The sequence below is a fragment of the Paenibacillus sp. JT31N11 genome (genome assembly GCF_056269285.1).
Map to the genome: position 1 here is coordinate 1,393,297 of NZ_JBWDNQ010000001.1, position 23,736 is coordinate 1,417,032.

Consider the following 23,736-nt stretch of genomic DNA (forward strand, 5'->3'; position numbering starts at 1 on the left):
AATGCTTCAAGGAGTCTATAATAAGACTCCCGGCATCGTCAGTCTGGGGGGATTTTAATTAGAGCGGCAGATCCCGTTTGCTGAATGCAGCGATACCGGCGGCGAAGCCGGCTATGCCGATCACAAGCAGAATAATCGAGGCCAACAGCGGGTCGCCGCCGCCATTTACAATTTCGCCTGGCTTGTATAGAGAAAAGACTGAAACGAACCTGAGCCATTCGACGCTGTCGCTTATTTTGCCGAGCATATCCAGGCCGAACATGCCGAAGGTGAGAACACCCGAAATTCCCAATGCTTTCTTCTCATCGTTGGCAAGCGAGGAGACGAGGAAGGAGATCCCGCTGACCGCAATAAACAGCGTCCAAGCGACCGCATTCATCAGTATGAAACGGGAGCCGTCAAATTCGAACTGATCGCCGATAAACCAGGCATATCCAAGAAAGCCCGCCGCTGTAGCAACGACCATAATCAGCAGAAGTCCCGCAGCCAGCACGCCTGCCTGGGTCGCGGCAATGCGCTGCCGGGTCGTCGGGGTTGACAGCAGATACGCCATGGAGCCTTGATCAACCAGCCTTGCCATAAGCTGTGTCGAAAGCATAACGCTGAATATAGCAAGCAGGAGGGGGAGGATGAGCCCGTAATACTCCCCGGAGATGAAAGCTTCCATGCTTCCGAAACCGCCCTGAATGCCGAACGCGTTCACCAGACCATCGGGCATCGCTTCCATCAGGTCATTGAGAGCACCTGTATTCTCAGCGATTCCGGGATAAAGCCAGAACATGAGCAGAATATAGAATGCCGAGCCGAAGGCGTAATTGCTGATGCCTTTGAGATTGATTTTCATCATTTGCTTGAAAAGAGGGAGGTTCATCGAACGCACTCCTTCCGGTCATAATAATGCATAAAAACATCCTCAAGATTTTGCGCTTTGACATCAAGGCTGCGAACCGGGTATTTGGCTGTTTCCTGGATCAGATCGTTATAATTGCCTTGCACGGCGACGGTGATTCGGCGGCCGTCATGCGATTCGACCGGCATATTGCCCGCTGACGCAAACTTCCCGGCATCCTCCTCATGCTCAAACACGATCTCGACCAGCTTGCGCTGCATGGATTGAAGCTCATGAATGTTTTTAACCGCTATGATCCTGCCATCCTTGATTATGGCGGCGCGGTTGCAGGTTCGCTCAACCTCGGGGAAGCTGTGGGAGGACATGAGGAACGTGGTCCCTTGCGCTTTCTCTTCAAGCACAAGCTCAATGAATATTTGCTGCATCAGCGGATCGAGGCCGGAAGTCGGTTCGTCCAGAATGATCAATTCGGGATCATGCATGAACGCCGCCACGATACCGACCTTTTGTTTCATTCCTTTGGACATCTTGCGGATTGGCGTATTGACGTCGAATTGCAGTCTTTTGATCAGACGGCTCCGCTTGGCCGAGTTATTGACTCTTTGCATCCTGGACATGAATTCAAGAAAATCCTTTCCTGTCATGCCTTCGATAAAAGCGATCTCTCCCGGCAGGTAACCGACCAGCTTCTGTACAACTCCCTGCTTCGTCCAGGTGTCGAGCCCCTTGATGGACACTTTTCCCCGTTCCGGCTTCATGAATCCCATAATATGACGGATAGTTGTCGATTTGCCCGCACCGTTAGGTCCGAGAAATCCGAATACTTCGCCTCTGTTCACCGTGAATGATACATCCGCTATTCCTTTGCCATTGGCAAAAACCTTGGTCAGTCCCTCCACAATCAACATGCATCGCTCACCTCGAACTAAATTATGAAATTATTTTACTTTATTATTACATAAATTATGATAGATCTGCAGGATAAAGAAGTCAATGGGTTGTGAAATATATTTAATTTATATTTCATCAATTAGAGGTAATGCAGGGCATTCTTCGGCTGGTGAACCGAGTATTGAAGATTCGAAGGGGAGGATGGACTTGGCAGGATGAAGGCGCATGAATATCGGGGATCCGTTTCTTGCAAAAATATTGAACAATTTCGAAAAAGCGAGTCTGCCTTTACTAACGCAGCCCGAATCAGACCGCTCTGTCCAAAGGGCGGTCTTCGATATGATTTTTTAATGATAGGATCCTTATCCCTGGGATAATGGGTAATAAGTCAGGAATGAATTATTTCAAGAGGAGGACCGAAACATGCGAACTCAAACGGTAACACAGTTCTTCCGCGCGTATGAGCAGCGAATTAATGATGCCCTTGCAGACCCCGAAAGCATAGAAGTGCCGGCCATGACTGCCGCTTATACAGAAAGCTTCCTGGAGGCCAATCCCAAAGGGGTTCAAGTTTTCCAGAATGATGAACAATATGCGGAAGCACTGAAGCCCGCGTTCGAGAATCAACGGCGTATCGGGACAAAGTCAATGAGCATCACGTCAATCCATACCTTCAAGATGGATGATTTGCATGCGGCCGCTGCTATCCACTGGAGAGCCGTCTATTGCCGTCAAAAGGATGGGAAGGAGATCAGCATCGATTTTGATGAGACCTACCTGCTTCAATTTATCGGGGATACCCCCAGAATCTTTGCTTACATCGCGGGTGATGAGGAGGCGGCGTTGAAGAAGCATGATTTGATTGATTAACTTCTACGGAAGTTACGTTATCAATGGGCATACAGATACGACTTTACGCCATTTCCGACAAAGGCTTTCCAGATGACCAGGTTATAGGGATAGGTCCAATCCATTTCATAGCCCCCAAACATCCCGTAAATCCGGTTGCTGTTGAAGAGAAGAGAGCCTTTCTGGTCAAAAGCAACCCCGTCCACCCAAAGCATTCGGTCATCGGACACAAAATCCTGGAAGGTATTGCTGAAAGGGCTGTAGGCGCCTGCTCCCTTGCCTTCAAGCATGCTGTAGAACACATTACCTCTATTATCCGCGTGAATTCCTCCGGAGGTTGTTCGCTTGCTGCCGATGGACCGCACAGCCTGGCTGATTTCCGCCAAGGGCGTATTGTAATTTCTTAATCGCGAGGTATCAATCGCATACAGATTGCGACCTGTGAGCGGGCAGTAATACAAGGTGGAGCGGTCCGCGGATAAAGCGATGCCGTCTGCACCGATTCGTACAGGCTGATTTTTGTATATCGGTTTGTCGTCAATTTGAAATTGAAAACCGGGATAATCCTGTGTGCTGTAATGCCGGTCAAGCACCCGTCTGAGCGTTCTCGTCCTCATGTTGTACACAATGATTCCCCCGTCCAGCGGGTGATCGGGCCACCCGCTGCCGGAATCGGTTATATAGACAAAGCCGTTCTTGTTATCCACGACCAGATCATTCAGGAAAGAAGTCCGGTAAGATGCGATCTCATCCGGGATGTTAATGGAATCGATCATCCGATTGGTATTCAAATCCCAGACGACCAGTTTTTGCGACCCTTCGGGAGACGGCTCGTAAGCGATCTTTCCTTGATCCAGCAGCCAAATCCGGTTAAACTCATCAATCTCGTAACCCAGTACGGATTGAAGTGCATGGACATTCCCCGCCTGATTCCACTCCCAGCTTGGAAAAGCGTCGAGGAGCGGTTTTCCGTCCTTGATCACGATTCGGTTCATGGTGGCGGGAATACCCGCGGCCCAGCGCGGCACCGAAACATAATAGCGCCCTTGCTGATCCACCTTTACTCCGCAAGCCGGCGCTTTTTTCCAATATTGATTGGCTTCAAAGTCCTGCTTCATGGCAGGGTCGGGAAAATTCCAATCCAATCGGCTCCAATGAAAGATCATTCGATATTGCCCTATAGGACTGAGTTGGGATTGCATCAATATAACCTCCCGCAAGTGGTCAACGATAATAGCCTGGTCTTATAGATATATGTCTATTGCGGAAGAAGATGCTGGCTCCGGTTATTCAAACGATCTTGTTGATGACCAAAGAGCCCTGCAGCTGGCATATCTGCAAGACCTGGCCGATATGATACGATTCGTGTAAGCTCCATCATTGTCCAAGGCTGCCCGTGACATAGGAGAGTGTGGAAGCCGCTATAATACGGGATGTCTTTACTGGATCATTGTAAATGAGAAATGCCGATCAAGCGCATAATTGATTGCGCCGAGAGCGCCGCCGACCTCTGTCAATATGGCGGTGTCCACCGCGATTCCGGCAGAGAGAGCCGTCATGGACCGCTGCTTCATAACTTTTGTGGCGGTTTGGACATAAGTGCTGCACATACTGGGTATGGAGCCCCCAAGAATGATAGCTTCGGGATTCAGCAAATTGACCAGATTAGCCAGTGCAATGCCCAGATAGGTGGCGGCATGATTCACGACTCTCATCGCCAATTCATCGCCCTGGTCGGCGGCCAGGCAAACGTCCTTTGCCTGAAGCAGCTGGAGGTCGTAACCTGGAATGACGCCGTTCAGCAAGCTTTCATATTGACCGGAGCGAAGCTGTTTGCGGGCTTCCTGTTCGATTGCGGAAGCCGTAGAATAGAGGTGCAGACAACCGTTATTCCCGCACGGACATACGGGTCCATCAGGTTCAACTGTAATATGTCCGAGCTCGCCGGCCCCGCCGAAGGAACCGGACACCAACTGCCGGTCATTAAAGATTCCGGCAGCTATGCCGGAGCCGACCCCGACATAAATCATATGCTTGTAGCTGCTTCCAGAGCCAAACCGGCATTCGGAAAGCCCGCGGGCATGATGCCTGTTTATGGCCACGGTAGGCCAACCAAGCTTTTTATTTACCATTTCCTCAATGTCCACGTTAGACCAGCCCAAATCCGATGCGCTCCTGATAATACCTCGTCTTGTATCAACAAGGCCTGGCACACCCAGACCGAACAATTTAATGACCTCTTTGTCGAATTCCTTCACAAAATTTGAAGTTTGATCAGTCAATTCATCAATCGCGGCTTCAGGCTGAGACGAGCTGACCGGTATTTTCGTCGTATGCAGGACATTGCCGAGTAAATCGAATACGCCAAGCGTCCATACCTGATCATTTAAATCGGCGCCCATAATAGCATGGGACCCCGGGACGAGCTCCAGTGAAATGGCAGGGCGTCCCCCTGTGGAGGGGGCTTTCTCCGTTTCTTTTACAAGATTCCAATCCATAAGCTCGGAAATCGTAGAAGAAATGGTGGCTCTGCTCAGTTCAGTTACTTTGGTCAATTTAATCCGGGGCATGGATCCGTGCATGCGCAAGGCCTGGATGATGCTGGTCTTGCTGCCTTTTTGATCGCTTTTGTTAGGAATTATCATGAACGTCACCATCGCTATATCATTATGTGGTTTAATTGAACCTAATGTTTAGTTTAATAAAAAACAAAACAAAGATCAAGGCGAAATTGCCTTTACTCGCCATATCGGTCTCAATATTTCGCTCATAACCAAAACTTAATTTATATATTGACATAAGTATCTGGAATAAATTATGATACCTTCAGAAATGTAAGCGCTATTACGGAGGGGATAGGATGAAAGCGATGATCGTATTGGGCGGTAATATGTATGATGACTCCACTATCGAACATTTTTTGAAGGATGCGGCTGCGATTGGCTATGAAGGCGTCGAGATTCGCGGTGTAGGCGAACTAGCAGACGGACATATTCCGCAAGAACGGGCCGAGCAGATTAAAGAGCTGCTTGAGGGCAATCGTCTCAAACCTGTCAATCTGTCTTTATTTGCAGGGAATTTCGCCTGTAACACAGAGGAGGAGAATCATGCGGAGGTTCAGAAATGGGAGCGCTACCTCAATTTTGCATCAACGATTGGCTGCGGCATGATGAGATTGAATCCGGGATTCCAGCATTCCAGTGAGGTTTCCAGGGATGATTATGCAAAAGCGGTGAAGTGGTTTCAACGATGCGCCGATGCCGCAAGCCAGCGGAATATCCGGACGGTTATTGAAATGCACCATGGAACCTTATGTGATCATGCGGATTCATCGATCGCCTTTATTGAAGCGGTGGGGCGCAGCAATGTGGGGCTGATATTGGACCCGGTCAACCTGTATCAGGTGCCGGCCGATTACGGTACAGGAACGATCAAACGTTTGAAGCCATACCTCTTTAATGTTCATATCAAAGATATCGTGTTGTTGAAAGGAAGGCAGTATCCCTGGTCATTCGAATATAGCGATTATGTTCCGCATATCGGCCGATATCACAGAGTTATACCGAGAGAAGGCGAGTATGAAGAACAATATTTTTGTCACCGGCTCATTAATCAGGGCGGCATCGACTGGCACGAAGTGTTCCATGGTCTGGAGCAAATCGGGTACAGCGGTTATCTGACGGTTGAAAGTGTCAGCAAACCTGGCTCCGATCTCCCCGTACACGCTGTGCTGGCGCAGCATTGCTACAATGATGTGCAGCATTTGCTCAGTATTGCCAAATCAAATATCGGCGTTTAAAAAATCGGCCGAAGGAGGTGCAGCTCTACTGTGGAAAATCCGGAAAAACCATTCTCATTCTCACTCTTTGTCAAGCATTGGAAAGACAAACCGCCTGAAGAGCTGGCCCGCTTCGTAAGCAGTATCGGCTTTGACGGCATCGAGCTTCCCGTGCGAGCCGGGTTTCAGGTTGAGCCTGAAACCGTCCAGAGAACGCTGCCGGAATTTGCCAGGCTGCTCGGTGGACACGGCGTCAAAATATTCAGCGTTGCCGCCTCAACCGATGAATCTGTCTTTGCCGCATGTGCGGAGGCTGGAGTGCCGGTCATCCGGATTATGGTCAATATCGATCAGGACGGATATAAGGCAGCGGAGGACCGAACCCGGCGAAAGCTGGAGAAGCTTGTCCCGCTATGCGGCAAGTATGGCGTGAAGGTTGGCGTCCAGCAGCATTACGGAAACTTTGTGATCGATTCCAACGGTATTATGCGCTTGATGGATAAGCTTAGCTCCGACCATGTCGGCGTCGTCTGGGATGCGGCGCACGACGCGTTCGCAGGCCAGCAGCCTGAATATGGATTGGAGATTGTTTGGCCGCATCTGGCAATGGTGAACCTGAAAAACGGTTATTATTACCGCAGCAATGGACCTGAAGCCGAAACAGCCCAGTGGAAGCGTCATTTCACTACCGGCCGGCATGGTATGGCGCATTGGCCGCGAATTGCGAGCTATGTGAAACAGCGAAACTACAAGGGCGTTGTCTGCCTGACTGCGGAGTACACGGATCTGGAGAACAAGGACCGTTATATCGCGGAAGATCTTGCTTACGCGAAGTCGCTTTTTGAGTCATAAATCAATATATTCCCAAAGCTCCAGAGTCTCTTAAAAAGGAGGTTAATTACCGTGGCAGCCCAAAATGAATGGCAATTAGGCACTACTGCCAAATCCGTGCCGGTCAGCAGATGGAAGCATAGGAGAAACGGATTTAAACGAGACAAATTTCTTTATTTGCTGATTGCTCCCGGAGTCTTGTTTTTTGTGATATTCAAGTACATTCCCATGTGGGGAGTAGTCATCGCCTTTCAGAATTATTCCCCTTTCATGGGTGTTATGAATAGCCCATGGGTCGGGTTTGATCATTTTGTCCGCTTTTTTTCCAACCAGGATTTTTATCTGCTGTTCCGAAACACGATGGCGATCAGCTTGCTGAACCTGGTGTTCTTTTTCCCGCTGCCGATCTTACTTTCTCTTTTGCTCAACGAACTGCGCAGTGAGGTCTACAAAAAGTGGATTCAATCGGTCGTGTATATGCCTCACTTTCTTTCGTGGGTCATTATCGCGGGAATAACATTCCTGCTCCTGTCGCAATCGTCGGGCATTATCAATAAGATGTTTGTCAGCTTAGGGTTTGCCAAGTATGACTTTCTCACCAATGAAAACAATTTCTGGCTGCTCCTCACCATTCAGAATATTTGGAAAGAAGCGGGATGGGGGACGATCATTTTTCTTGCCGCCATCGCCGGCGTGGATCCCCAGCAGTATGAAGCGGCCAAAATGGACGGGGCCAACCGGCTGCGTCAGGCTTGGCACGTAACCCTGCCAGCTATTCGCAGTGTGATTATCATTTTGTTCATATTGAAGCTTGGGCACATCATGGATGTCGGATTCGAGCAAGTATTTCTGATGATGAACGGTGCGGTGTCCGATGTCGCGGATGTGTTTGAAACCTATGTTTATCGAACGGGCATCCAGCAAGGACAGTTCAGCTTCAGTACCGCTGTCGGCTTATTCAAATCCCTGGTTGGACTGCTTCTGGTTATAGGAGCCAATAAGATAGCCAAACGCTTCGGTGAAGAAGGCGTTTATTAATCGCTAAACAGCGGGGGTGAGATTATGAAACGAAGCATAGGAGATCGTTTATTCGATTCAGCCAATATTTTGGTGCTGGCTGTCATCTCCATCATCATGCTTTTTCCGCTTTATTATGTATTTGCCGTATCTTTTACGGATCCGGCGGAGTACATCCGGAAGCAAGGATATGTCCTGTTTCCGGAAAAATGGACATTGGATTCTTACCAATACTTGTTGTCCACCTCCTCTTTCCAGAACGCGACTTTAGTCAGCGGGTTTCTGGCTGTTGTCGGTACCGCGCTCAGTCTGGTAGTGACAGCTGCGCTGGCCTACGGCTTGTCGCGCAAGCGGCTGCAGGGCAGAAGAGTCATTTTGCTGATGATTCTCATTACGCTTTTGTTCAGTCCGGGCATAATCCCTCCTTACCTGCTGGTCCGCGATTTGGGACTGATCAACAGCATTTGGTCATTAATTTTGCCGGTGCTTACCAGCGGATGGTATGTCATCCTGATGAAAAGCTTTTTCGACAGCATTCCGGTGGAGCTGGAGGAATCCGCTGTTATCGACGGTTCCACCGATATCGGCGTTTTTTTTCGGATCGTGCTTCCGCTGTCGCTTCCCGCGCTTGCCGCGTTTGGATTATTTTACGCGGTGGCTTACTGGAACACGTTCTTCAACGCGATCTTATACATTAACGATTACACCAAGTGGCCTCTTCAGCTCGTCCTGCGCAATATGCTGATCGATTCCTCCACCCAGGCCGGGGGAGCCTCTGCGGCGGAAATGATGGCTGAACAAAATATCCCTACGGAAACATTGAAAATGGCTGCGGTCGTCATCGCGACCATTCCGATCATGTGTGTTTATCCGTTCCTGCAAAAGCATTTTGCCAAAGGTGTAATGCTGGGTTCGGTGAAGGGATAATCTATGAATATTTAATAGGAGGGTTTGGTATGAATGGAAAAGGGAAGTTCATTAAGCGTAAAGCGGTGCCTGCAGCGCTGGCATTCGTCATGATTGCGTCGTTCCTGTCAGGCTGCAGTGGCGGTACCGCCAGCCCGGATTCCGGAGCGAATGCTCCCGCAGACAAAGAAAAACCGACGGAGATCAGTATTTTTACCGAGTTCAATACGCCTGAGCCTCCGGCGGCAGACAACCCGGTCACGAGGGAATTCGAGAAACGCACGAACACCAAGCTCAATATTACCTGGGCATCGCCAAACGCATGGGAAGAGAAGCAGAACGTGATGCTGGCCTCGGGCGATATGCCCGATCTGATGAAGCTCAAGGACATGAAGCAAACGCAGGCGATCACCATGATCAAGCAGGGCGCATTTTGGGATTTGACGCCATATTTGAAGGATTACAAAAACCTGTCGGAATACCCGCAGGAAATAATGGACCGCGTAAAAGTCGATGGCAAGCAGTATATCCTGCCGTCCGTGCGTCCGCTTCAGGGAAGCAGCTTCTTCAATATCCGCCAGGATTGGCTGGATAATGTAGGGTTGAAAATGCCCCATACCATGGATGAGTTCTATACGGCCTTAAAGGCATTTGTTGAGCAAGACCCCGACAAGAACGGCAAAGCCGACACATACGGATATAACGGCAAGGGCTGGGAGGAAGTCATCGATATTTTCAACAACAGCAACGGGAAGTGGAAAGAATCAGGGGGCAAGCTGATTGACACCGATCTGGAGCAGGGGACGAGAGACGGACTTATTTATCTCAACAAAATGTACAAGGAAAAAATAATTCCTGAAGACTTCGCTGTTCTGAAGACGACCGATTTTGAGAATATGGCCAAGGCGGGCAAGGCCGGCGTCCAAATGGACACGACAGAAGGCGTTTACCGTGCTACGGAAGGGGCGCGAGAGCTTGATCCGAAGGCTGATTTCGTGGCGATGACATATCTTGAAAGCCCGGCAGGTAAAATGGTTTCGACAGGCAGCGGATATGCCGGCCTTTATGTGATTCCGAAAACGGTCCCTGAAGCTAAAATGAAAAAAATACTGGCTTTAATGGATTATGGGGCATCCGAGGAAGGCTTTGAATTGGCCTGCTACGGTCTTAAGGATATTCACTTCACGATCATCGACGGCTTCAAAACGGCAACCGAACAAGCGGTTAAAGACAGTGCATCGCAAAGCTCGTTCGGTAAAATCTTCACTAGGTACGATCCGTACCTGTGGGCTTACCGCGTGGGCATGCCGAAGGAGATGTTTGAGCGCAACAAAAAAATCATTGACGATCGCGCGAACTACGGAATAGCGGATGTATCAATCGGTCTGTTGTCCGACATCGATTTGACATTAGGTCCGGACTTTAAGAAGAAGATGGACGATATGAAAATTAAAGTGATCATGGGCAAAGAGCCGATCGAATCATGGGATGCTCTGGTTAATTCGTTCAAAGCGGATGCGAATTACATGAAGATGATCGATGAGTTCAACGAGGCTTACCAGAATAGGAAAAACGGCAAATAAACAAATCTGAAGGAGTCGAAAGGCATATGCTGCAAAAACTGCGATTGGCCGTTGTCGGATTGGGGCGTGTATCAAAATCCCATCTTCCGGCGGTCAGGGAGCTGGCTGACATAATTGATTTGGCTGCGCTGGTAACCCGTGATGAAGGTAAACTGCGGCAGGAAGCGAATCAGTGGGAGGGGGTAAAGACGTACACGTCCTATGACGATGCGATAAGCGATCCGGATATCGATGCTTTCCTGCTGCTTCTGCCGCATGATATGCACGCGGAGTATTCAATTAAGGCGCTCCAGGCTGGCAAGCATGTGCTGGTCGAGAAGCCGATGGCGATGAATGTGCAGGAAGCCAAGGAGATGGTTGAGGCCGCAAAAGCCAATAACGTCACCTTAATGATCGGGCAAAGCCGCCGTTTTTATAAACCGGTAATGGAGTCGATCCGCCAGGTGAGAGAGAAAGCAATAGGTGATCTGATCAATATCAATGCGCTGCTTCTGGCACATATGGATAAGCCTGCAGCCGATTGGTGGAAGGATGAATCGAAAATCGGCGGCTTTATCATCCCGCTTTGGGGAAGCCATATTCTTGATTACATTCAATGGGCTTATGGCAGAGTTCCGCAATCGGTCTATGCTCAGGGTCACTCCAACAACCCGAATTGGAAGGGGGAGGATGAGGTTGCCATTTCCCTGAATTTTGGCGAAGGCCGGATGGCGAATGTGCTGATGTCATTCAATGCGGGCAGCCGGCCTACCGATGAAGTCGGTTTGACAGGACAGCGTATCTGGTCTACGCAGAACAGCATCTATGACCGATATTTAATCGGCTCGAACGGCCTCTTGCACCTGAAGGACGAATATGAGCTGCGTTTGAACGGAGAACTGCTGGAAGCCTGTGAGAGCACCTTCTCTAATTTCAGATGGCAGCTGGAGGAATTCGCCGATGCCATACAAGAGGAACGTGAGCCGCTGGCTTCAGGCCGGGAAATGATCCAGGTCATGAAGATCATGGATGGCTGCTTTGAATCGATGCGGACCGGTCAGGTCGTGCAGCTTTAATCCTTGAGGGGAAAATGAAGGAGGACTATTGCCATGAAGTTGAAAACATTGGTGCTTTCACCGCAATCACGTCTGGATGAAGTCTGCTCGGAGGATTGCCGTGCGAGACTGTATGAATATTTCGAACCGGTATGGAATGAGACAGGACGCGATTATACACAGGAAGAGCTATCAGCGCTGGTTGCCGATGCGGAAGCGATTATTACCAGTTGGGGCTCCCCCGGTCTTACAGACGAAATGCTGGAGAAGGCCGTCAAGCTCCGCGTCATTGGCCATGCGGCCGGAACGGTGAAGAATCTTGTCCCGAAGCAGATTTTCTCCCGGGGGGTCAAAGTCTTCTCGGCGGCCCCGAGGATCGCGCAAAGTGTGGGGGAATACTGCCTGGCGGCGCTGCTTGCATCACTGCGGTTTTTGCCGGCCTTCGATTCTTCGATGCGGGAAGGGAAATGGAAGATCGCCGGTATGAAGGGAAGCGAGCTTACAGGCAGTACCGTCGGGATTATTTCCGCCAGCTCGACGGCTCGCGCCTTCATCAAGCTGCTTGCACCGTTTCAGGTCAATGTTCTTATCTATGATCCCTATTTGACGGAAGAAGGGGCTGCCCGGTTGAACGCCAGAAAGGCAGCGTTGGATGAGGTCATGAGCTGTCCGATTATTTCAGTGCATGCGCCGAAGCTGCCCGCTACGGAAAGAATGCTTACCCGGGAATTATTGGCGCTTATTCCGGATGGCGCGGTCTTCATCAACTCGTCCAGAGGTCCTGTGGTGGATGAGCAAGCTTTTATGGAAGAGCTGCAAAGCGGGCGTTTCTTTGCCGCACTGGATGTGTTTGAGAAGGAGCCTCTCGCTGCGGATCATCCGATCCGGTCGCTGCCGAATGTACTGCTGACTCCCCATATTGCCGGAGCCTCGGTTCAAGGACATCTGGCTTTGATGGGGGAAGTGGTCGAGGATATCATCAGAAGCCAGCGCGGAGAAAAGACAGCTTATGAAGTAACCGAAAAAATGTGGGAAGTGATGGCCTGATTGGCGGCAAAAGCCGGAGAAGTGGCTGAAGTTCCAGAATGACAGCATTCTGTCCTATCGGAAGGAGACATATACAGATGGTAACGAAAATGGCCGTTCCTCCCATGGAACTGGTAGAATACGAGGGTCCCGGAACTCAGATGTGCGCCGTTATGGACGCGATTGGTGAGATTAGCATCAGGCGGGCCTTGATCCCGGAACCCAAGGAAGGCGAAGTGCGCATCAAGGTCAAGTGGGTCGGGATTTGCGGAAGCGATGTTGAAGTATTCCGCGGTGCGCGAGAGCCTGAATTTATTTCGTACCCTACCAGGCTGGGACATGAAGTTGCAGGGATTGTAGATAAGGTCGGACCCCATGTCATTGGTGTCAAGGAAGGAGATCATGCTGCTTTGCGGTATGTCTGGGGGGCATTCGCCGAATATGTATGCTGCACCCCTTTTTCCCTTAAGGTTCTGCCCGCAGACATGCCCTTGATCGAGGGCTCGCTGATCGAGGTGCTTCCCGGTATTATCCATGCGGCGGAACTTGGGGACATTTCCCCCAATAAGAATGTGCTGATCACAGGGCAGGGCGTGAGCGGATTGGTGATGACGCAGGTGATCCATATGTTTAGCCCGAGGAATTTGGTCGTGACGGATCTGTTTGAGGAGAAATTGGCGCTTGCACGCAAATACGGCGCCACTCATACGTATAAAATCCCTCATGAACATGCGGATACAATGGATATCGTGGGGGCAGATTTTCCGGACGGCTTTGACGTGGTCATTCCTTGCCTGCTGGAAGGAGCAGGGATGGTTGATGCGGTTAACGCAGCCGCGCAGAACGGACGTATTGTGATGTACGGCTGCATCGGCACCTGTCATAAACCGGTGGATTTCTTCAAGGTCCACAAAAAACGGCTGGATATTCTGTCTACGGAACCTAAGCGCGACATAGACAACAGGCGCTACTTCGATGAAGGACTGCGGCTGGTCCGTAACGGACTTGTCAACACGGGGGAAATGATTACCCACATCGTTCCGCTTGCCGAGATCGCCCGGGCATTCCAGCTGAGGAATGAGCATAAAGGAGATACCATTCACGTTATGGTTGACTGCGAAGTGATATAATCCCGTGAGATAGGCTGGTTGACCGGATCGGCTGGCATTCCCCCGAATAAACGGATATAATTCATGAAGGGCCGCTGAATCAGCGGCTTTTTTTCTTGCTGTCGTGGTCCTATTGACTTAGAGCTCGCCCTAAGAGCTACAATGAAGCTATGGATCCAGCATTGGGAATACTATTCATGCCAGAGCAAAGGGAAGCGAAGTGAACTTCATGATGAATATTGGAATTGATGCCGGCGGCACGCTGATCAAGGTCGCCTGGATGAAGAAGGGCTCGCCCGAATTCAAAAAATTCCCCGTAGCCCGGATGGAAGAGGCAGCCGCATGGATCAACGAGCAGGGGAACGCCAGGATATGCATGACCGGAGGCAAAGCAGCGTTATTACAATCCAAAATAAATCAAAAGGCCGCAGAGATGGTCGAGTTCGAGGCAACTTGCAGCGGGGTGCGTTTTCTTCTCGCCAGGAACGCGATATCCGAGGAATCCTACATCCTGACCAATGTGGGTACGGGCACATCGATTCACCATGTGGAAGGCGACAAGCAGCAGCGGATCGGCGGAACGGGGGTCGGGGGCGGAACCATATTGGGATTATCGAGGCTGTTAACCGGTTTATCAGACTATGAAGAAATTGTACAGCTGGCAGCCAAGGGCGCCCGAGAACGGATAGATCTGAAGGTAAGTCATATTTACGAGGGGGCTGAGCCTCCAATTCCGGGTGATTTGACAGCAAGTAATTTCGGTCATGTTCTGCAGTTGGCATCCATAGACGATTTGACGGAGGAAGAACGGCTGGCTTCCGTAATGGGGCTGGTGGGGGAAACGGCAGCGACAGTCAGCGTTCTTGCTGCCGGCCAATGCAGAGTTTCATCTGTTATTTTCATCGGCTCCACCTTCATCGGGAATGACCTTCTTCAGGATGTTGTAAAACGGTATACGAAGCTGAGAGGGGCCTCACCCTTGTTTATTGAGAATGGCGAGTATTGTGGAGCCATTGGAGCATTATTGTCTCTTATATGACCAACCGGCCAAGCTGTTCCTGCAAATGAAAGCAAAGCTTAACAATCATTTAAAAATTTGTTCACATAGGGGTTATGATCGGGGATTAAAGTAGGGATATGAAGTCTGATTATCCCGAGAGGAAGCTGATCCCATGAAAAAAGATCCGTGCATCTTAATTCTTTATTCTTCTTTCGGCGAAGGGCATATTCAGGCGTCCCTAGCGATCAAGAACCGGCTGGCATCCATGGGAGTCCACAAGGTTCATCTGGTTGATCCGCTCGCGGAGGCCCACCCTGTATGGAACGCTTTCTCCCGGTATTGTTATATAAAAAGCATGTCCTGGCTTCCCGGCGCTTACGGCTATATGTACAGCAGGACGAACCGGGTCAAGGCGGATGAGACTCACAACAAACTGATTCACCAGATCGGCAAGGGCAAGCTCAAGGAGATCATCAAGCGGATCAAGCCGGATGCGGTTGTCCACACTTTTCCATTCCTCGGGACGGAGATTTTAAAGGATGAAGAAGTTTTCACCATTCCGACGTTTACCGTCATTACCGATTTCGTACTCCATACAAGATGGCTGCATGAGCATACCGACCGTTATTTCGTCGCGACTGAAGCGTTGAAGCAGGAGCTGCTCGCAGCTGGAATCGGAGGCAGCCGCATTATCGTTTCCGGCATCCCTGTCCGGGAGGCTTTCGAAAAACCGCTGTCCAAAGAAAATTTGTTCCGAAAGCATGGTCTGAATCCGCGTTCGAAGTTTGCGTTAGTCAGTGCGGGGGCTTTTGGCGTTTTGGCGGATGTCGAGCGGGTAACCAAAGAGGCGCTCAGAAGCACGGACTTTCATTTAATCATCGTTTGCGGGCGCAACCAGAAGCTGCATGACCATTTGATGGCCATCTTCGGAGAGGATCCCCGGGTGATCATTCTGGGATACGTTAGTTATATGGAAGAATTGATGGCCGTTTCCACCTGCCTGCTGACCAAAGCCGGAGGACTCACGTTGTCTGAAGCCCTGAGTCTGTCCCTGCCCGCAATCGTCTACCGTCCGCTGCCAGGGCAGGAGCAGGGCAATGCGGAGACGCTATCCGCAAGGGGCGCCGTTCGGATTGCGAATAGCCCAGGCGACTTGACAAAAGAACTCCTGCTTATGCAGAAATTGCCGAATTGGTACCGGATCCGCGCAGCGATGCAAGCTCTCTACCGCCCTGAGGCCGCCCGCACGATAGCGGACGAGGTCATCCGGGTAACGCAGCAGACTGATCTCCCTATTCCTGCAGTTACGGTTCGGGCGAGCCGAAAGGCGGTCCGGGTCCATGGATATCGTTAACGGGCAGGCAAGACTGGGCGCGGGCATGAAAAACCTGTTCCACAGGTTCGTATTGGCGCTGTTTCTCGTGGAGCTCATCCGGGGAGCTTTACTTGTGGTATTGCTTCCGTCTTACGGCTCATCCCGCCTCGGTTTCTCTCTTTCCGTCATCGGAACGGCCGTATCCTTGCAGTATTTAATCGATTCTCTGCTAAAAGGCTTCGTCGGATATTTGCTCGATAAGCTGCCGCCGCGGATGGTCCTGAATGTCGGGTTCTTAATGTCCTTATTGGGCATTGGACTCCTGATGACGGCACCGGGCGTCTGGGCGTTCCTGGCCGGGGCGTGTTTGATCGGCGCAGGCTTCTCGCCTCTATGGCTCATCTGCCTTGGCCAGATTGAGGAAGAGAACCGCGCGGCGCAGATGGGAAAGCTCTATATCTATTGGCTGGCAGGGCTGGGGCTGGGACCCGTCCTGATCGGATATGTGATGGATATCGGCTATGGCACGGCCTTCGCAGTTATATTCTGCCTTTGTATCGCGGGCTGGGCGCTGGTCGGGACTGCAGCGATAGAGATCAATGCAGCTGCTCAAGACAAAGCTCCGCTCCGTCAGCAATTGACAGGTCTTTGGCGTAAAATGAGAACGGGCGGGTTCCTGCTGCCCGGAATGCTGCTCCAAACGCTGGCCGGAGGCATGCTTGTACCCGTTATATCTTCTTTTGCCGTTGATCATCTCGCGTTCTCCCATACCCAATTTTCGATTCTGTTAATGACCGGCGGCGCAAGCGTGATTGTTTTGCTCATTCCGCTGGGCAGGGTATACGACAAGCTCGGAGGCAAATGGTTCCTGTCGGGCAGCTTCGGAGCCTTCGCGCTTGCTCTCTATGGCTTGACTCAAGTGAAGACATTCCTGGCCGCAGAATTGGTTGCGCTCGGGCTTGGAATTGCCTATGCCGCGCTGCTTCCGGCCTGGAATTCATTGCTGGCGGGCTACGTGCCGGAGAACTCCAAAGGAATGGGGTGGGGGATTTTCTCGTCCGTGGAGGGACTCGGGATCGTCTTTGGACCGCTGCTGGGAAGCTGGCTGGCAGGCGGGGGGCATCTCACTCTTCCCTTCGTGGTCAGCGCTTTTCTGTTCGCCGTGATCGGCCTCATTTATGCCTTCTCGCCCTCCCGGTTATTCCGATGCGCAGCGGTGCGGGCATTAACCGGAAACGGAAATTGAATGATAAAAGCATAAAGAAGAGCAGCGGAGATGCTGCTCTTCGTGCCCTCTCATGCGAGAGGGTTATTTGTCCATTTACCAGCCAAAATCAAGGGTCTTCCCCGTTTCGGCGTATGTCTTGATATTGCTGAGAATCATCGCCCAGCTGCCCTTCGTGCTTTCATAGGAAGGGTGGTTGTCCGGCCACAGGTCGTTAATCAGCGTCATCTTCGTGCAATTGCCCACTGTCTCGAGCGTCAGTGTAACCCTCGTCTCAAGCTCGGCGTGGTTCTCGCGGTATGAGGGGCCGGGATGCTCGGTATAGCTCATTATCCGGTTCTGCTCGAACTCCAGCACCTTGCCGTACACATGCACCGTATTCTCCCCGTCGTTGCCAGGTCCAACATATTCATAGGGAGCCCCGATTTCGAAGGTTGAGTTCAGAATACAGCCGAAAAATATGGCTGTGGTGCCTTCCGGCGAAACGAAAATCTGCCAGACGTCCTCGGGCTTAGCCCCGACATAGAATTCGTATTTGAGCGGTTCCATAGGTATAACACTCTCCATTTCAGTATTGTCGCATTGCGGAAACAACGGTTAACTGCTACTTTATAATAGGATGACTGCATCAGACTGTATTGTAAAAACGCGACAATGGCAAAAGAGGTGAGCGATAATGTTGAAACCGGATACAGCGCCGTCAAACAAGGGCATTCTGAATGCCGAATCGGGCATGCGCAGCTTTTCGCTGTCGCGGCTGCTGCCTGGGCAGGACCTGGCTCCTTACATTGAGCATCTCTGGATCCTCCGCTGGGATCTGCGGGGACAAGCCCCGCACAGCCAGACGGTTTTATCATTCCCCAGTATCCAGCTGGCGTTCGAGAGGACCGGTCAACAAATCGAAACACTCTTATATGGTGTTCCGGACACTACCTTCACCAGAGTGCTGGAAGGAGAAGGGCAGGTGCTCGGCATCAAATTCCGGATAGGAGGATTTTATCCGTTCTGGAACCAGCCTGTATCTTCTCTTACCAACCAGGTCATACCCTTCCGCGAAATTTTCGGGTCCGGCCCCGGGATGCTGGAGGAACGGCTATTCAGCGAGGCGAAGGAGGAAGAGCAAGCCCGGATCGCCTGGGAATTTCTGCGCGAACGGCTCCCGGAACCGGACGGTAATGTTGAGCTTGTGAACCGGATTGTGGACGCCATCATAGGGGATCGAGAGATGGTGCGGGTCGAGGATATCGTGTCTTTATTCGGCATGAACAAGCGAACGCTGCAGCGTCTGTTCAGCCGTTATGTCGGCGTCAGCCCGAAATGGGTGATTCAGCGCTACCGGCTCCAGGAAGCGGCGGAGCTTATGGAGAAGGGCAGCGTCACAGACTGGACCAGGCTGTCGCAGGATTTGGGGTTTTACGACCAGGCCCATTTCATCAAGGACTTCAAAACGATGATCGGCCAGCCGCCGGAGGAATATGTCAGGAACGTCAGACATCGATAGATTGTTATAGCAGGTTCGGGAGGCATCCATATCATTGAGAATAAACAGGCTGAATTTGAACGAGGAAGGGCTGCTGCGGTTTTTTGGTTCCCTCGAGGCTAAAATCATGAATACTATGTGGGAAAAAGAAAAACTGACGATCAAGCAGGCACATGAGCTGATCCGCGTTGAGCAGCCGATTTCATTCAACGCGGTGATGACCGTTATGATCCGCTTGTCCGAAAAAGGGCATCTGCGCAAGGAGACGAGCGGCGGCGGACGCAGCAGGCTTACCTTTTTTTATCCGGTGCAAAGCAGGGAACAATTCATCATGGAGCAGACGAAGTATGTTACGGATGGTCTGCTGGATGATTTCGGCTCCTTGGTCGCCAATCACTTTATTGACCGGCTCGATAAAGCGGACCCGGAATGGATTGAGAAACTTCAACAAAGACTGGATGAATTGAAACGAAATGAAGGGAATTAAGATGCCAATGCAACCCAAGATGGCGTTAGCTGCGATTTTTCTTACGGCGGGCTGGCTTATATTGCAGATGGGCTACAGTCTGATCCATCAGCTCCGGGATGTCGCATACAGCTCTGATTTGTCGCAATGGATTGCAAACGCGGTAAGAGCTGTTCTTCATAATCATGTGTTCTATGAGAGGCTGTACAACGGCTTCATCATTTACTCGATGGCCGTTCTCCTATACCTTGGCATGAGCCAGGCGGTGGTTTATGTTCGTCTGCGGATACATATCCGGAAGCATGTCCATCGGGATTTGACGCTTATATGGAACCGGAACTATCAGCGGGAAAATACGCGGATCTATGTTATTCATTCGCCTGCTTTTGCGGCAATGTCCTTTGGAGTGTTGAGGCCGGCAATTCTGCTGTCCTCGGGCGCCATCGAAAAGTTCACAACGGCGGAAATGGAAGCCATCCTGTTTCATGAGATTTACCATTGCAAGCAGCGCCACCCTCTGCAAATGCTGGTTTTAACGATAGCCAGCCGGGGTTTTGCATATGTGCCCCTGATTAAGGGTCTAACCCGTTATTATACCGTCTGGATGGAGCTGTTGGCAGACCGGTACGCGATCAGCCGGATGAACGGGGCCGCTCCATTGGGAAGCGCCTTATTGTCCATGCTTAAGCTTAAACACGAGCCAATGCCCCGGATCGGCGTCCAGTTTGCAGATGGGGCTGTCAACTACCGTATTCAACAAATTCTCAACCCGGAGGGAGATCTTGTTATCCCCGTCGTACACAAAAGGGCATTATCGATTTCCATCGTGATCATGGTGCTGATGCTGGCAATGTTAGGGACCGGACCATGTATCTGAAGGCATCCAAGCCGGGCCGTTCACCGCATTGATTTAAAAAATGACAGATTATTGGATTTTATTCATAGGCAAAAGGAAAAAGGTAAACCGTCTCGAATTAAACTACAGTTCGTAGAATAATAGGAAAGGAACCGGTACATATCAAGTTTTTGCACTTTATATTCAAGGAGAGGAATGTTTATATGGCTCAAGCCAAGAAAGGACCAAAAAATCTGGTTCTGTTTACACTAATCATTGTAGTTTTATGTGTTCTGCTGGTTATGCTCAATCAAGCCTCCAAGAAGGCTGAAGTGACGGAATCTTTGGCTTCCGCTCCGGATATAGCCAATCAACCCGTTGAAGGCAGCGTGGATGCCAAGGTTGCCATCATGGAATTCGGAGATTATAAATGTCCATCCTGCAAAGCATGGTCGGATCAAATCTATCCGAAGCTGAAAAAAGACTATATCGATACGGGAATCGTGAAATTCTCCTATATCAATGTCCTGTTCCATGGAGAGGAATCGCAATTAGGAGCCATGGCGGGCGAGTCGGTATGGTCCGAAAATCCGGAAAGCTTCTGGCCGTTTCACAAAGCCCTGTTTCAGGCGCAGCCGACCGACAATCATGACGCGCCCTGGATAACGCCGGACAAAATATTGGAGATCGCAAATAAGATTGAGCCGCCGATCGATGTCGCCAAGCTGCAGCAAGATTTGGACATGCAGGCGACATTGCCGCAGGTGGGCAGGGACCAGGAGCTCGTGCAAGACTTTCAGATCGAGCAGACCCCGACCATTATCGTAAATAATGTGAAGCTGCAGAATCCGTTTGATTATGATACTTTGGTCAAGCTAATTGAGGACGGGCAATAGGATAAAAAGCAGCGATCATCATTTTGGCCGCCGGCGAAACCATTTACTCCTTGTACCAGCAAGGAGTTTTTTTGTTGTTCCGCCAAAGGACGGGCGCAGCCATTACTGCCTGAAATAGAACTAAGTATATTTTAACTGTACACCATACTTTGCTTCTATTTCTGAGGGAAGAAACTAACTTTGCCGCCAAAGGACCGGCAAAGCCGGTTCTTCCTGGACAAGGAGATGTAAAAAATGATTTACAACGCTCGAAAGATGCCCTATAGTTAAATCAATAATGTTTCCCGGAGGAAACTTATTGTCCCTAACGAAAAATATATTTTTTTGTCCATAAATTTTCCTTCGGGAAATATATTTTCCCCTACACAAAAAATATAGGAGGGTTCCGATGTTGAATCCGAAGACTAAAATATCCCGGCGCAGCTTATTGAAGGCTGGAGCTGCCGGCATATTGGGCGTGCTGGGAAGCTCGCTCCTGAACAAGGCTGCCGTATTCTCGAATTCAGTGGACGCCGCCGCCAAGCATGACAACCATAATAAACTCCAGGAGCAGAAGCATAACAGCATGTCTCACGGCTACGATCCCGGGACCGGGTCGTCTGACGGTCTTGAAAGTGCTGTCAAAGCACTTTCGCAGTTTGATTATGGCAAAGTAAGCACACGCGCGGACGGCAGAACGGTACGCGATTACGAGATGATTGCGGTAGATTGGGATCTGGAGATCGCCAAAGGCATCAAGTTTCCGGGATGGGCCTACAACGGCACGATACCCGGGCCGACGCTTCGCTGTACGGAAGGGGATATCGTCCGCGTTACCTTTCGCAACGCCTCCGCACATCCGCACTCGATCCATTTCCATGGGATTCACCCGACGAATATGGATGGGCTTGAGCCTGTTGCGCTGGGAGAGACGTTCATTTATGAATTTGAAGCCAAACCGGCCGGCATGCAGGTCTATCATTGCCATGTCCAGCCGTTCACGCGGCATATTCACAAAGGGTTATACGGAAATTTCATTATTGATCCGAAGGTGCCAAGGAAACCGGCCAAGGAATTCAGCATGGTGATGAACGCGTTTGATCTGGATCTCGACGGAGAAAACGAGGTATATACGGTGAACGGATTTGCTTTTGCTTATATGGCCCGTCCCATTAAGGTAAAAGCGGGGGAGCTTATTCGGATTTACATCAGCAACATGACGGAATTTGATTTAATTAACTCCTTTCATCTGCATGCCAGTTACTTTAATTATTATGCGACCGGAGCGGATCCGGAGGCGCGTCCTTATTTTACGGATACGGTTATGCAGTGCCAGGGAGAACGCGGACTCGTAGAAATCGTCTTCCCTGCTCCCGGCAGGTACATGTTCCATGCTCATCAAAGCGAGTTTACAGAGCTTGGCTGGATGGGTTTCTTCGAGGCCGAATAGAAAGGAGGATAACCGATGCTTCCAAAGACGATGAATAAGAAGATATTGTGGCTGTGGGGAGCTGCCCCGCTGATCTTGCTGGCGATCATTCTCACAATTATTTTAAAAGTCGGAACAGGAGTGGAAGAGCAGCAGGCAGCGCCCATCGAGGTTCTTAATATCGAGCGGATCGTGCTTGACGATGACGGCTTCCAGGTGACTGTTCTCAACTCGGGTCCCAAGGAGTTGACCATTGCCCAGGTTGTCGTCGACGACGCATTCTGGAATGCGGAATTCACGCCGGGTCCGGTTCTGGACCGGTTTGACCAGGCAACCGTCCATATCCCTTATCCCTGGGTGGAAGGGGATTCTCACGAAATCAGATTCATAACCTCGAACGGATTAATTTTTGCCGGTCAGGTGGCGGCAGCGATGAAAACGCCTGAACCGGATGCCGGCCGCTTTACCCAATATGCGCTGATCGGCTTTTACGTCGGCGTCGTGCCTGTCGGCCTTGGTCTGTTGTGGTTCCCGTTCATGCGCCGGTTCTCAACAAAGGGAATCCAGGCAGTTATGGCTTTTACAGTAGGGTTGCTGTTCTTCCTTATCGTGGATACGATTCAGGAGGGGCTGGAGCTTGGGGTCGAGGCACCGGGAGTATTTCAAGGAACCGGACTTGTCTGGTTCGGAGCGCTGCTCAGCTTCTTGTTCCTGGTGGCAGTCGATCAGTCGGGCAAACGTAAAACAAATCTCAGCGCGGAGGATGGGGGCAAACAGGTCGCCTATAAAATAGCCGGAGGGATCGGCCTTCATAACTTTGGCGAAGGGCTGGCGATCGGCGCTTCCTTCGCAGCAGGCGAGTCGGCGCTTGGAACGTTTCTTGTCATCGGATTTACGCTTCACAACATAACCGAGGGAATAGGAATTGCAGCGCCGCTGCTGAAAGCCCGGCCAACCTGGAAGACGTTTGTGAGTTTAGCCTGCATCGCCGGCGCGCCAGCCATTCTCGGGACGTGGACCGGCGGGTTCGTCTTCAATGATACGCTGGCTGCGCTGTTCTTCGGCATAGGCGCAGGGGCCATTGCGCAGGTCATCTACGTCATCGGCAAAATGATCGTCCGGGATGCCAAGCGCTTCGAAATGCCGTCTGTCAGCTGGCTGAATTTCGGAGGGCTGGCACTCGGCATTCTGCTGATGTATGCAACGGCGCTGATGGTGAATTTTTAATCGGAGATAT

23 protein-coding genes are annotated in these 23,736 nt (G+C 50.8%); 18 read left to right on the forward strand and 5 right to left on the reverse strand.

All coding sequences use genetic code 11. The features are described 5' to 3' along the window. Positions 1–58 precede the first annotated feature (58 nt). Complete coding sequence (locus tag AC0YNV_RS06120; protein ID WP_475766695.1) at positions 59–871, reverse strand: ABC transporter permease subunit; 813 nt, start codon at positions 869–871, stop codon at positions 59–61. Then, the gene (locus AC0YNV_RS06125) at positions 868–1,758 is read right to left on the reverse strand and encodes an ABC transporter ATP-binding protein (RefSeq protein ID WP_475766697.1); all 891 of its coding nucleotides are present in this window, start codon (positions 1,756–1,758) and stop codon (positions 868–870) included. Before AC0YNV_RS06125 ends, AC0YNV_RS06120 begins: the two co-directional genes overlap by 4 nt. Before the next feature lie 406 nt (positions 1,759–2,164). Here AC0YNV_RS06125 and AC0YNV_RS06130 point away from each other — a divergent pair, with 406 nt between their 5' ends. Next, positions 2,165–2,611, forward strand: a complete 447-nt coding sequence (locus AC0YNV_RS06130) for a hypothetical protein (RefSeq protein ID WP_475766699.1) — start codon at positions 2,165–2,167, stop codon at positions 2,609–2,611. A 20-nt stretch (positions 2,612–2,631) separates the two neighbouring features. Here AC0YNV_RS06130 and AC0YNV_RS06135 read toward each other — a convergent pair whose 3' ends face one another. Further along, positions 2,632–3,792 carry an L-dopachrome tautomerase-related protein gene (locus tag AC0YNV_RS06135; RefSeq protein WP_475766701.1) on the reverse strand — a complete coding sequence of 387 codons (1,161 nt, stop codon included), beginning with the start codon at positions 3,790–3,792 and terminating at the stop codon, positions 2,632–2,634. A gap of 237 nt (positions 3,793–4,029) precedes the next feature. Beyond that, on the reverse strand, positions 4,030–5,235 hold the full coding sequence (locus AC0YNV_RS06140) for an ROK family protein (RefSeq protein ID WP_475766703.1): 1,206 nt from the start codon (positions 5,233–5,235) through the stop codon (positions 4,030–4,032). Positions 5,236–5,450: 215 nt separating this feature from the next. On the opposite strand from AC0YNV_RS06140, the gene AC0YNV_RS06145 reads away from it, so the two are divergent. The 11 genes from AC0YNV_RS06145 (at position 5,451) to AC0YNV_RS06195 (ending at position 17,435) form a co-directional block, all read left to right on the forward strand. Next, positions 5,451–6,389, forward strand: a complete 939-nt coding sequence (locus AC0YNV_RS06145) for a sugar phosphate isomerase/epimerase family protein (protein ID WP_475766705.1) — start codon at positions 5,451–5,453, stop codon at positions 6,387–6,389. A gap of 30 nt (positions 6,390–6,419) precedes the next feature. Beyond that, the gene (locus AC0YNV_RS06150; protein ID WP_475766707.1) at positions 6,420–7,220 is read left to right on the forward strand and encodes a sugar phosphate isomerase/epimerase family protein; all 801 of its coding nucleotides are present in this window, start codon (positions 6,420–6,422) and stop codon (positions 7,218–7,220) included. A 96-nt stretch (positions 7,221–7,316) separates the two neighbouring features. Beyond that, complete coding sequence (locus AC0YNV_RS06155) at positions 7,317–8,237, forward strand: ABC transporter permease (protein WP_475767313.1); 921 nt, start codon at positions 7,317–7,319, stop codon at positions 8,235–8,237. A 24-nt stretch (positions 8,238–8,261) separates the two neighbouring features. Then, on the forward strand, positions 8,262–9,143 hold the full coding sequence (locus AC0YNV_RS06160) for a carbohydrate ABC transporter permease (RefSeq protein WP_210046010.1): 882 nt from the start codon (positions 8,262–8,264) through the stop codon (positions 9,141–9,143). Between the two features lie 29 nt (positions 9,144–9,172). Further along, positions 9,173–10,705, forward strand: coding sequence for a type 2 periplasmic-binding domain-containing protein (locus AC0YNV_RS06165; RefSeq protein ID WP_475766709.1), 1,533 nt, complete (start codon positions 9,173–9,175; stop codon positions 10,703–10,705). 26 nt (positions 10,706–10,731) lie between these two features. Beyond that, a complete protein-coding gene (locus AC0YNV_RS06170) occupies positions 10,732–11,760 on the forward strand; it encodes a Gfo/Idh/MocA family protein (protein WP_475766711.1) in 1,029 nt (342 codons plus the stop codon). A gap of 33 nt (positions 11,761–11,793) precedes the next feature. Continuing rightward, the gene (locus tag AC0YNV_RS06175; RefSeq protein ID WP_475766713.1) at positions 11,794–12,786 is read left to right on the forward strand and encodes a hydroxyacid dehydrogenase; all 993 of its coding nucleotides are present in this window, start codon (positions 11,794–11,796) and stop codon (positions 12,784–12,786) included. A gap of 77 nt (positions 12,787–12,863) precedes the next feature. Then, on the forward strand, positions 12,864–13,895 hold the full coding sequence (locus AC0YNV_RS06180) for a zinc-dependent alcohol dehydrogenase (protein WP_475766715.1): 1,032 nt from the start codon (positions 12,864–12,866) through the stop codon (positions 13,893–13,895). A gap of 208 nt (positions 13,896–14,103) precedes the next feature. Continuing rightward, entirely contained in the window at positions 14,104–14,913 is an 810-nt protein-coding gene (coaW, locus tag AC0YNV_RS06185) for a type II pantothenate kinase (RefSeq protein ID WP_475766717.1), read from the forward strand. A gap of 133 nt (positions 14,914–15,046) precedes the next feature. Further along, on the forward strand, positions 15,047–16,228 hold the full coding sequence (locus tag AC0YNV_RS06190; RefSeq protein ID WP_475766719.1) for an MGDG synthase family glycosyltransferase: 1,182 nt from the start codon (positions 15,047–15,049) through the stop codon (positions 16,226–16,228). After that, positions 16,215–17,435 (forward strand): MFS transporter, encoded by a 1,221-nt coding sequence (locus AC0YNV_RS06195; RefSeq protein WP_475766721.1) that lies wholly within the window; start codon positions 16,215–16,217, stop codon positions 17,433–17,435. Before AC0YNV_RS06190 ends, AC0YNV_RS06195 begins: the two co-directional genes overlap by 14 nt. Positions 17,436–17,510: 75 nt before the next feature. Here AC0YNV_RS06195 and AC0YNV_RS06200 read toward each other — a convergent pair whose 3' ends face one another. Then, positions 17,511–17,963: an SRPBCC family protein gene (locus AC0YNV_RS06200; protein WP_475766723.1), complete on the reverse strand. Its 453-nt coding sequence runs from the start codon at positions 17,961–17,963 to the stop codon at positions 17,511–17,513. A 127-nt stretch (positions 17,964–18,090) separates the two neighbouring features. Here AC0YNV_RS06200 and AC0YNV_RS06205 point away from each other — a divergent pair, with 127 nt between their 5' ends. The 6 genes from AC0YNV_RS06205 to AC0YNV_RS06230 all read left to right on the forward strand — a co-directional run bounded on the left by AC0YNV_RS06205 (position 18,091) and on the right by AC0YNV_RS06230 (position 23,726). Further along, the gene (locus AC0YNV_RS06205) at positions 18,091–18,915 is read left to right on the forward strand and encodes a DUF6597 domain-containing transcriptional factor (protein ID WP_475766725.1); all 825 of its coding nucleotides are present in this window, start codon (positions 18,091–18,093) and stop codon (positions 18,913–18,915) included. A 34-nt stretch (positions 18,916–18,949) separates the two neighbouring features. Beyond that, a complete protein-coding gene (locus AC0YNV_RS06210) occupies positions 18,950–19,381 on the forward strand; it encodes a BlaI/MecI/CopY family transcriptional regulator (RefSeq protein WP_475766727.1) in 432 nt (143 codons plus the stop codon). 1 nt (position 19,382) lies between these two features. After that, positions 19,383–20,237, forward strand: coding sequence for a M56 family metallopeptidase (locus tag AC0YNV_RS06215; protein WP_475766729.1), 855 nt, complete (start codon positions 19,383–19,385; stop codon positions 20,235–20,237). 182 nt (positions 20,238–20,419) lie between these two features. Then, positions 20,420–21,091: a DsbA family protein gene (locus AC0YNV_RS06220; RefSeq protein ID WP_475766731.1), complete on the forward strand. Its 672-nt coding sequence runs from the start codon at positions 20,420–20,422 to the stop codon at positions 21,089–21,091. Positions 21,092–21,479: 388 nt separating this feature from the next. Continuing rightward, entirely contained in the window at positions 21,480–22,520 is a 1,041-nt protein-coding gene (locus tag AC0YNV_RS06225; RefSeq protein ID WP_475766733.1) for a multicopper oxidase domain-containing protein, read from the forward strand. Positions 22,521–22,535: 15 nt separating this feature from the next. Then, positions 22,536–23,726, forward strand: a complete 1,191-nt coding sequence (locus AC0YNV_RS06230; protein ID WP_475766735.1) for a ZIP family metal transporter — start codon at positions 22,536–22,538, stop codon at positions 23,724–23,726. Positions 23,727–23,736: the final 10 nt, after the last annotated feature.

What these genes read in the sequence shown, in the direction of transcription:
- AC0YNV_RS06120 (WP_475766695.1), bottom strand. Translation starts at nt 871, where the DNA reads ATGAACCTCCCTCTTTTCAAGCAAATGATGAAAATCAATCTCAAAGGC.
- AC0YNV_RS06125 (WP_475766697.1), bottom strand. Translation starts at nt 1,758, where the DNA reads ATGTTGATTGTGGAGGGACTGACCAAGGTTTTTGCCAATGGCAAAGGA.
- AC0YNV_RS06130 (WP_475766699.1), top strand. Translation starts at nt 2,165, where the DNA reads ATGCGAACTCAAACGGTAACACAGTTCTTCCGCGCGTATGAGCAGCGA.
- AC0YNV_RS06135 (WP_475766701.1), bottom strand. Translation starts at nt 3,792, where the DNA reads ATGCAATCCCAACTCAGTCCTATAGGGCAATATCGAATGATCTTTCAT.
- AC0YNV_RS06140 (WP_475766703.1), bottom strand. Translation starts at nt 5,235, where the DNA reads ATGATAATTCCTAACAAAAGCGATCAAAAAGGCAGCAAGACCAGCATC.
- AC0YNV_RS06145 (WP_475766705.1), top strand. Translation starts at nt 5,451, where the DNA reads ATGAAAGCGATGATCGTATTGGGCGGTAATATGTATGATGACTCCACT.
- AC0YNV_RS06160 (WP_210046010.1), top strand. Translation starts at nt 8,262, where the DNA reads ATGAAACGAAGCATAGGAGATCGTTTATTCGATTCAGCCAATATTTTG.
- AC0YNV_RS06165 (WP_475766709.1), top strand. Translation starts at nt 9,173, where the DNA reads ATGAATGGAAAAGGGAAGTTCATTAAGCGTAAAGCGGTGCCTGCAGCG.
- AC0YNV_RS06170 (WP_475766711.1), top strand. Translation starts at nt 10,732, where the DNA reads ATGCTGCAAAAACTGCGATTGGCCGTTGTCGGATTGGGGCGTGTATCA.
- AC0YNV_RS06175 (WP_475766713.1), top strand. Translation starts at nt 11,794, where the DNA reads ATGAAGTTGAAAACATTGGTGCTTTCACCGCAATCACGTCTGGATGAA.
- AC0YNV_RS06180 (WP_475766715.1), top strand. Translation starts at nt 12,864, where the DNA reads ATGGTAACGAAAATGGCCGTTCCTCCCATGGAACTGGTAGAATACGAG.
- coaW (WP_475766717.1), top strand. Translation starts at nt 14,104, where the DNA reads ATGATGAATATTGGAATTGATGCCGGCGGCACGCTGATCAAGGTCGCC.
- AC0YNV_RS06190 (WP_475766719.1), top strand. Translation starts at nt 15,047, where the DNA reads ATGAAAAAAGATCCGTGCATCTTAATTCTTTATTCTTCTTTCGGCGAA.
- AC0YNV_RS06195 (WP_475766721.1), top strand. Translation starts at nt 16,215, where the DNA reads ATGGATATCGTTAACGGGCAGGCAAGACTGGGCGCGGGCATGAAAAAC.
- AC0YNV_RS06200 (WP_475766723.1), bottom strand. Translation starts at nt 17,963, where the DNA reads ATGGAACCGCTCAAATACGAATTCTATGTCGGGGCTAAGCCCGAGGAC.
- AC0YNV_RS06205 (WP_475766725.1), top strand. Translation starts at nt 18,091, where the DNA reads ATGTTGAAACCGGATACAGCGCCGTCAAACAAGGGCATTCTGAATGCC.
- AC0YNV_RS06215 (WP_475766729.1), top strand. Translation starts at nt 19,383, where the DNA reads ATGCCAATGCAACCCAAGATGGCGTTAGCTGCGATTTTTCTTACGGCG.
- AC0YNV_RS06220 (WP_475766731.1), top strand. Translation starts at nt 20,420, where the DNA reads ATGGCTCAAGCCAAGAAAGGACCAAAAAATCTGGTTCTGTTTACACTA.
- AC0YNV_RS06225 (WP_475766733.1), top strand. Translation starts at nt 21,480, where the DNA reads ATGTTGAATCCGAAGACTAAAATATCCCGGCGCAGCTTATTGAAGGCT.
- AC0YNV_RS06230 (WP_475766735.1), top strand. Translation starts at nt 22,536, where the DNA reads ATGCTTCCAAAGACGATGAATAAGAAGATATTGTGGCTGTGGGGAGCT.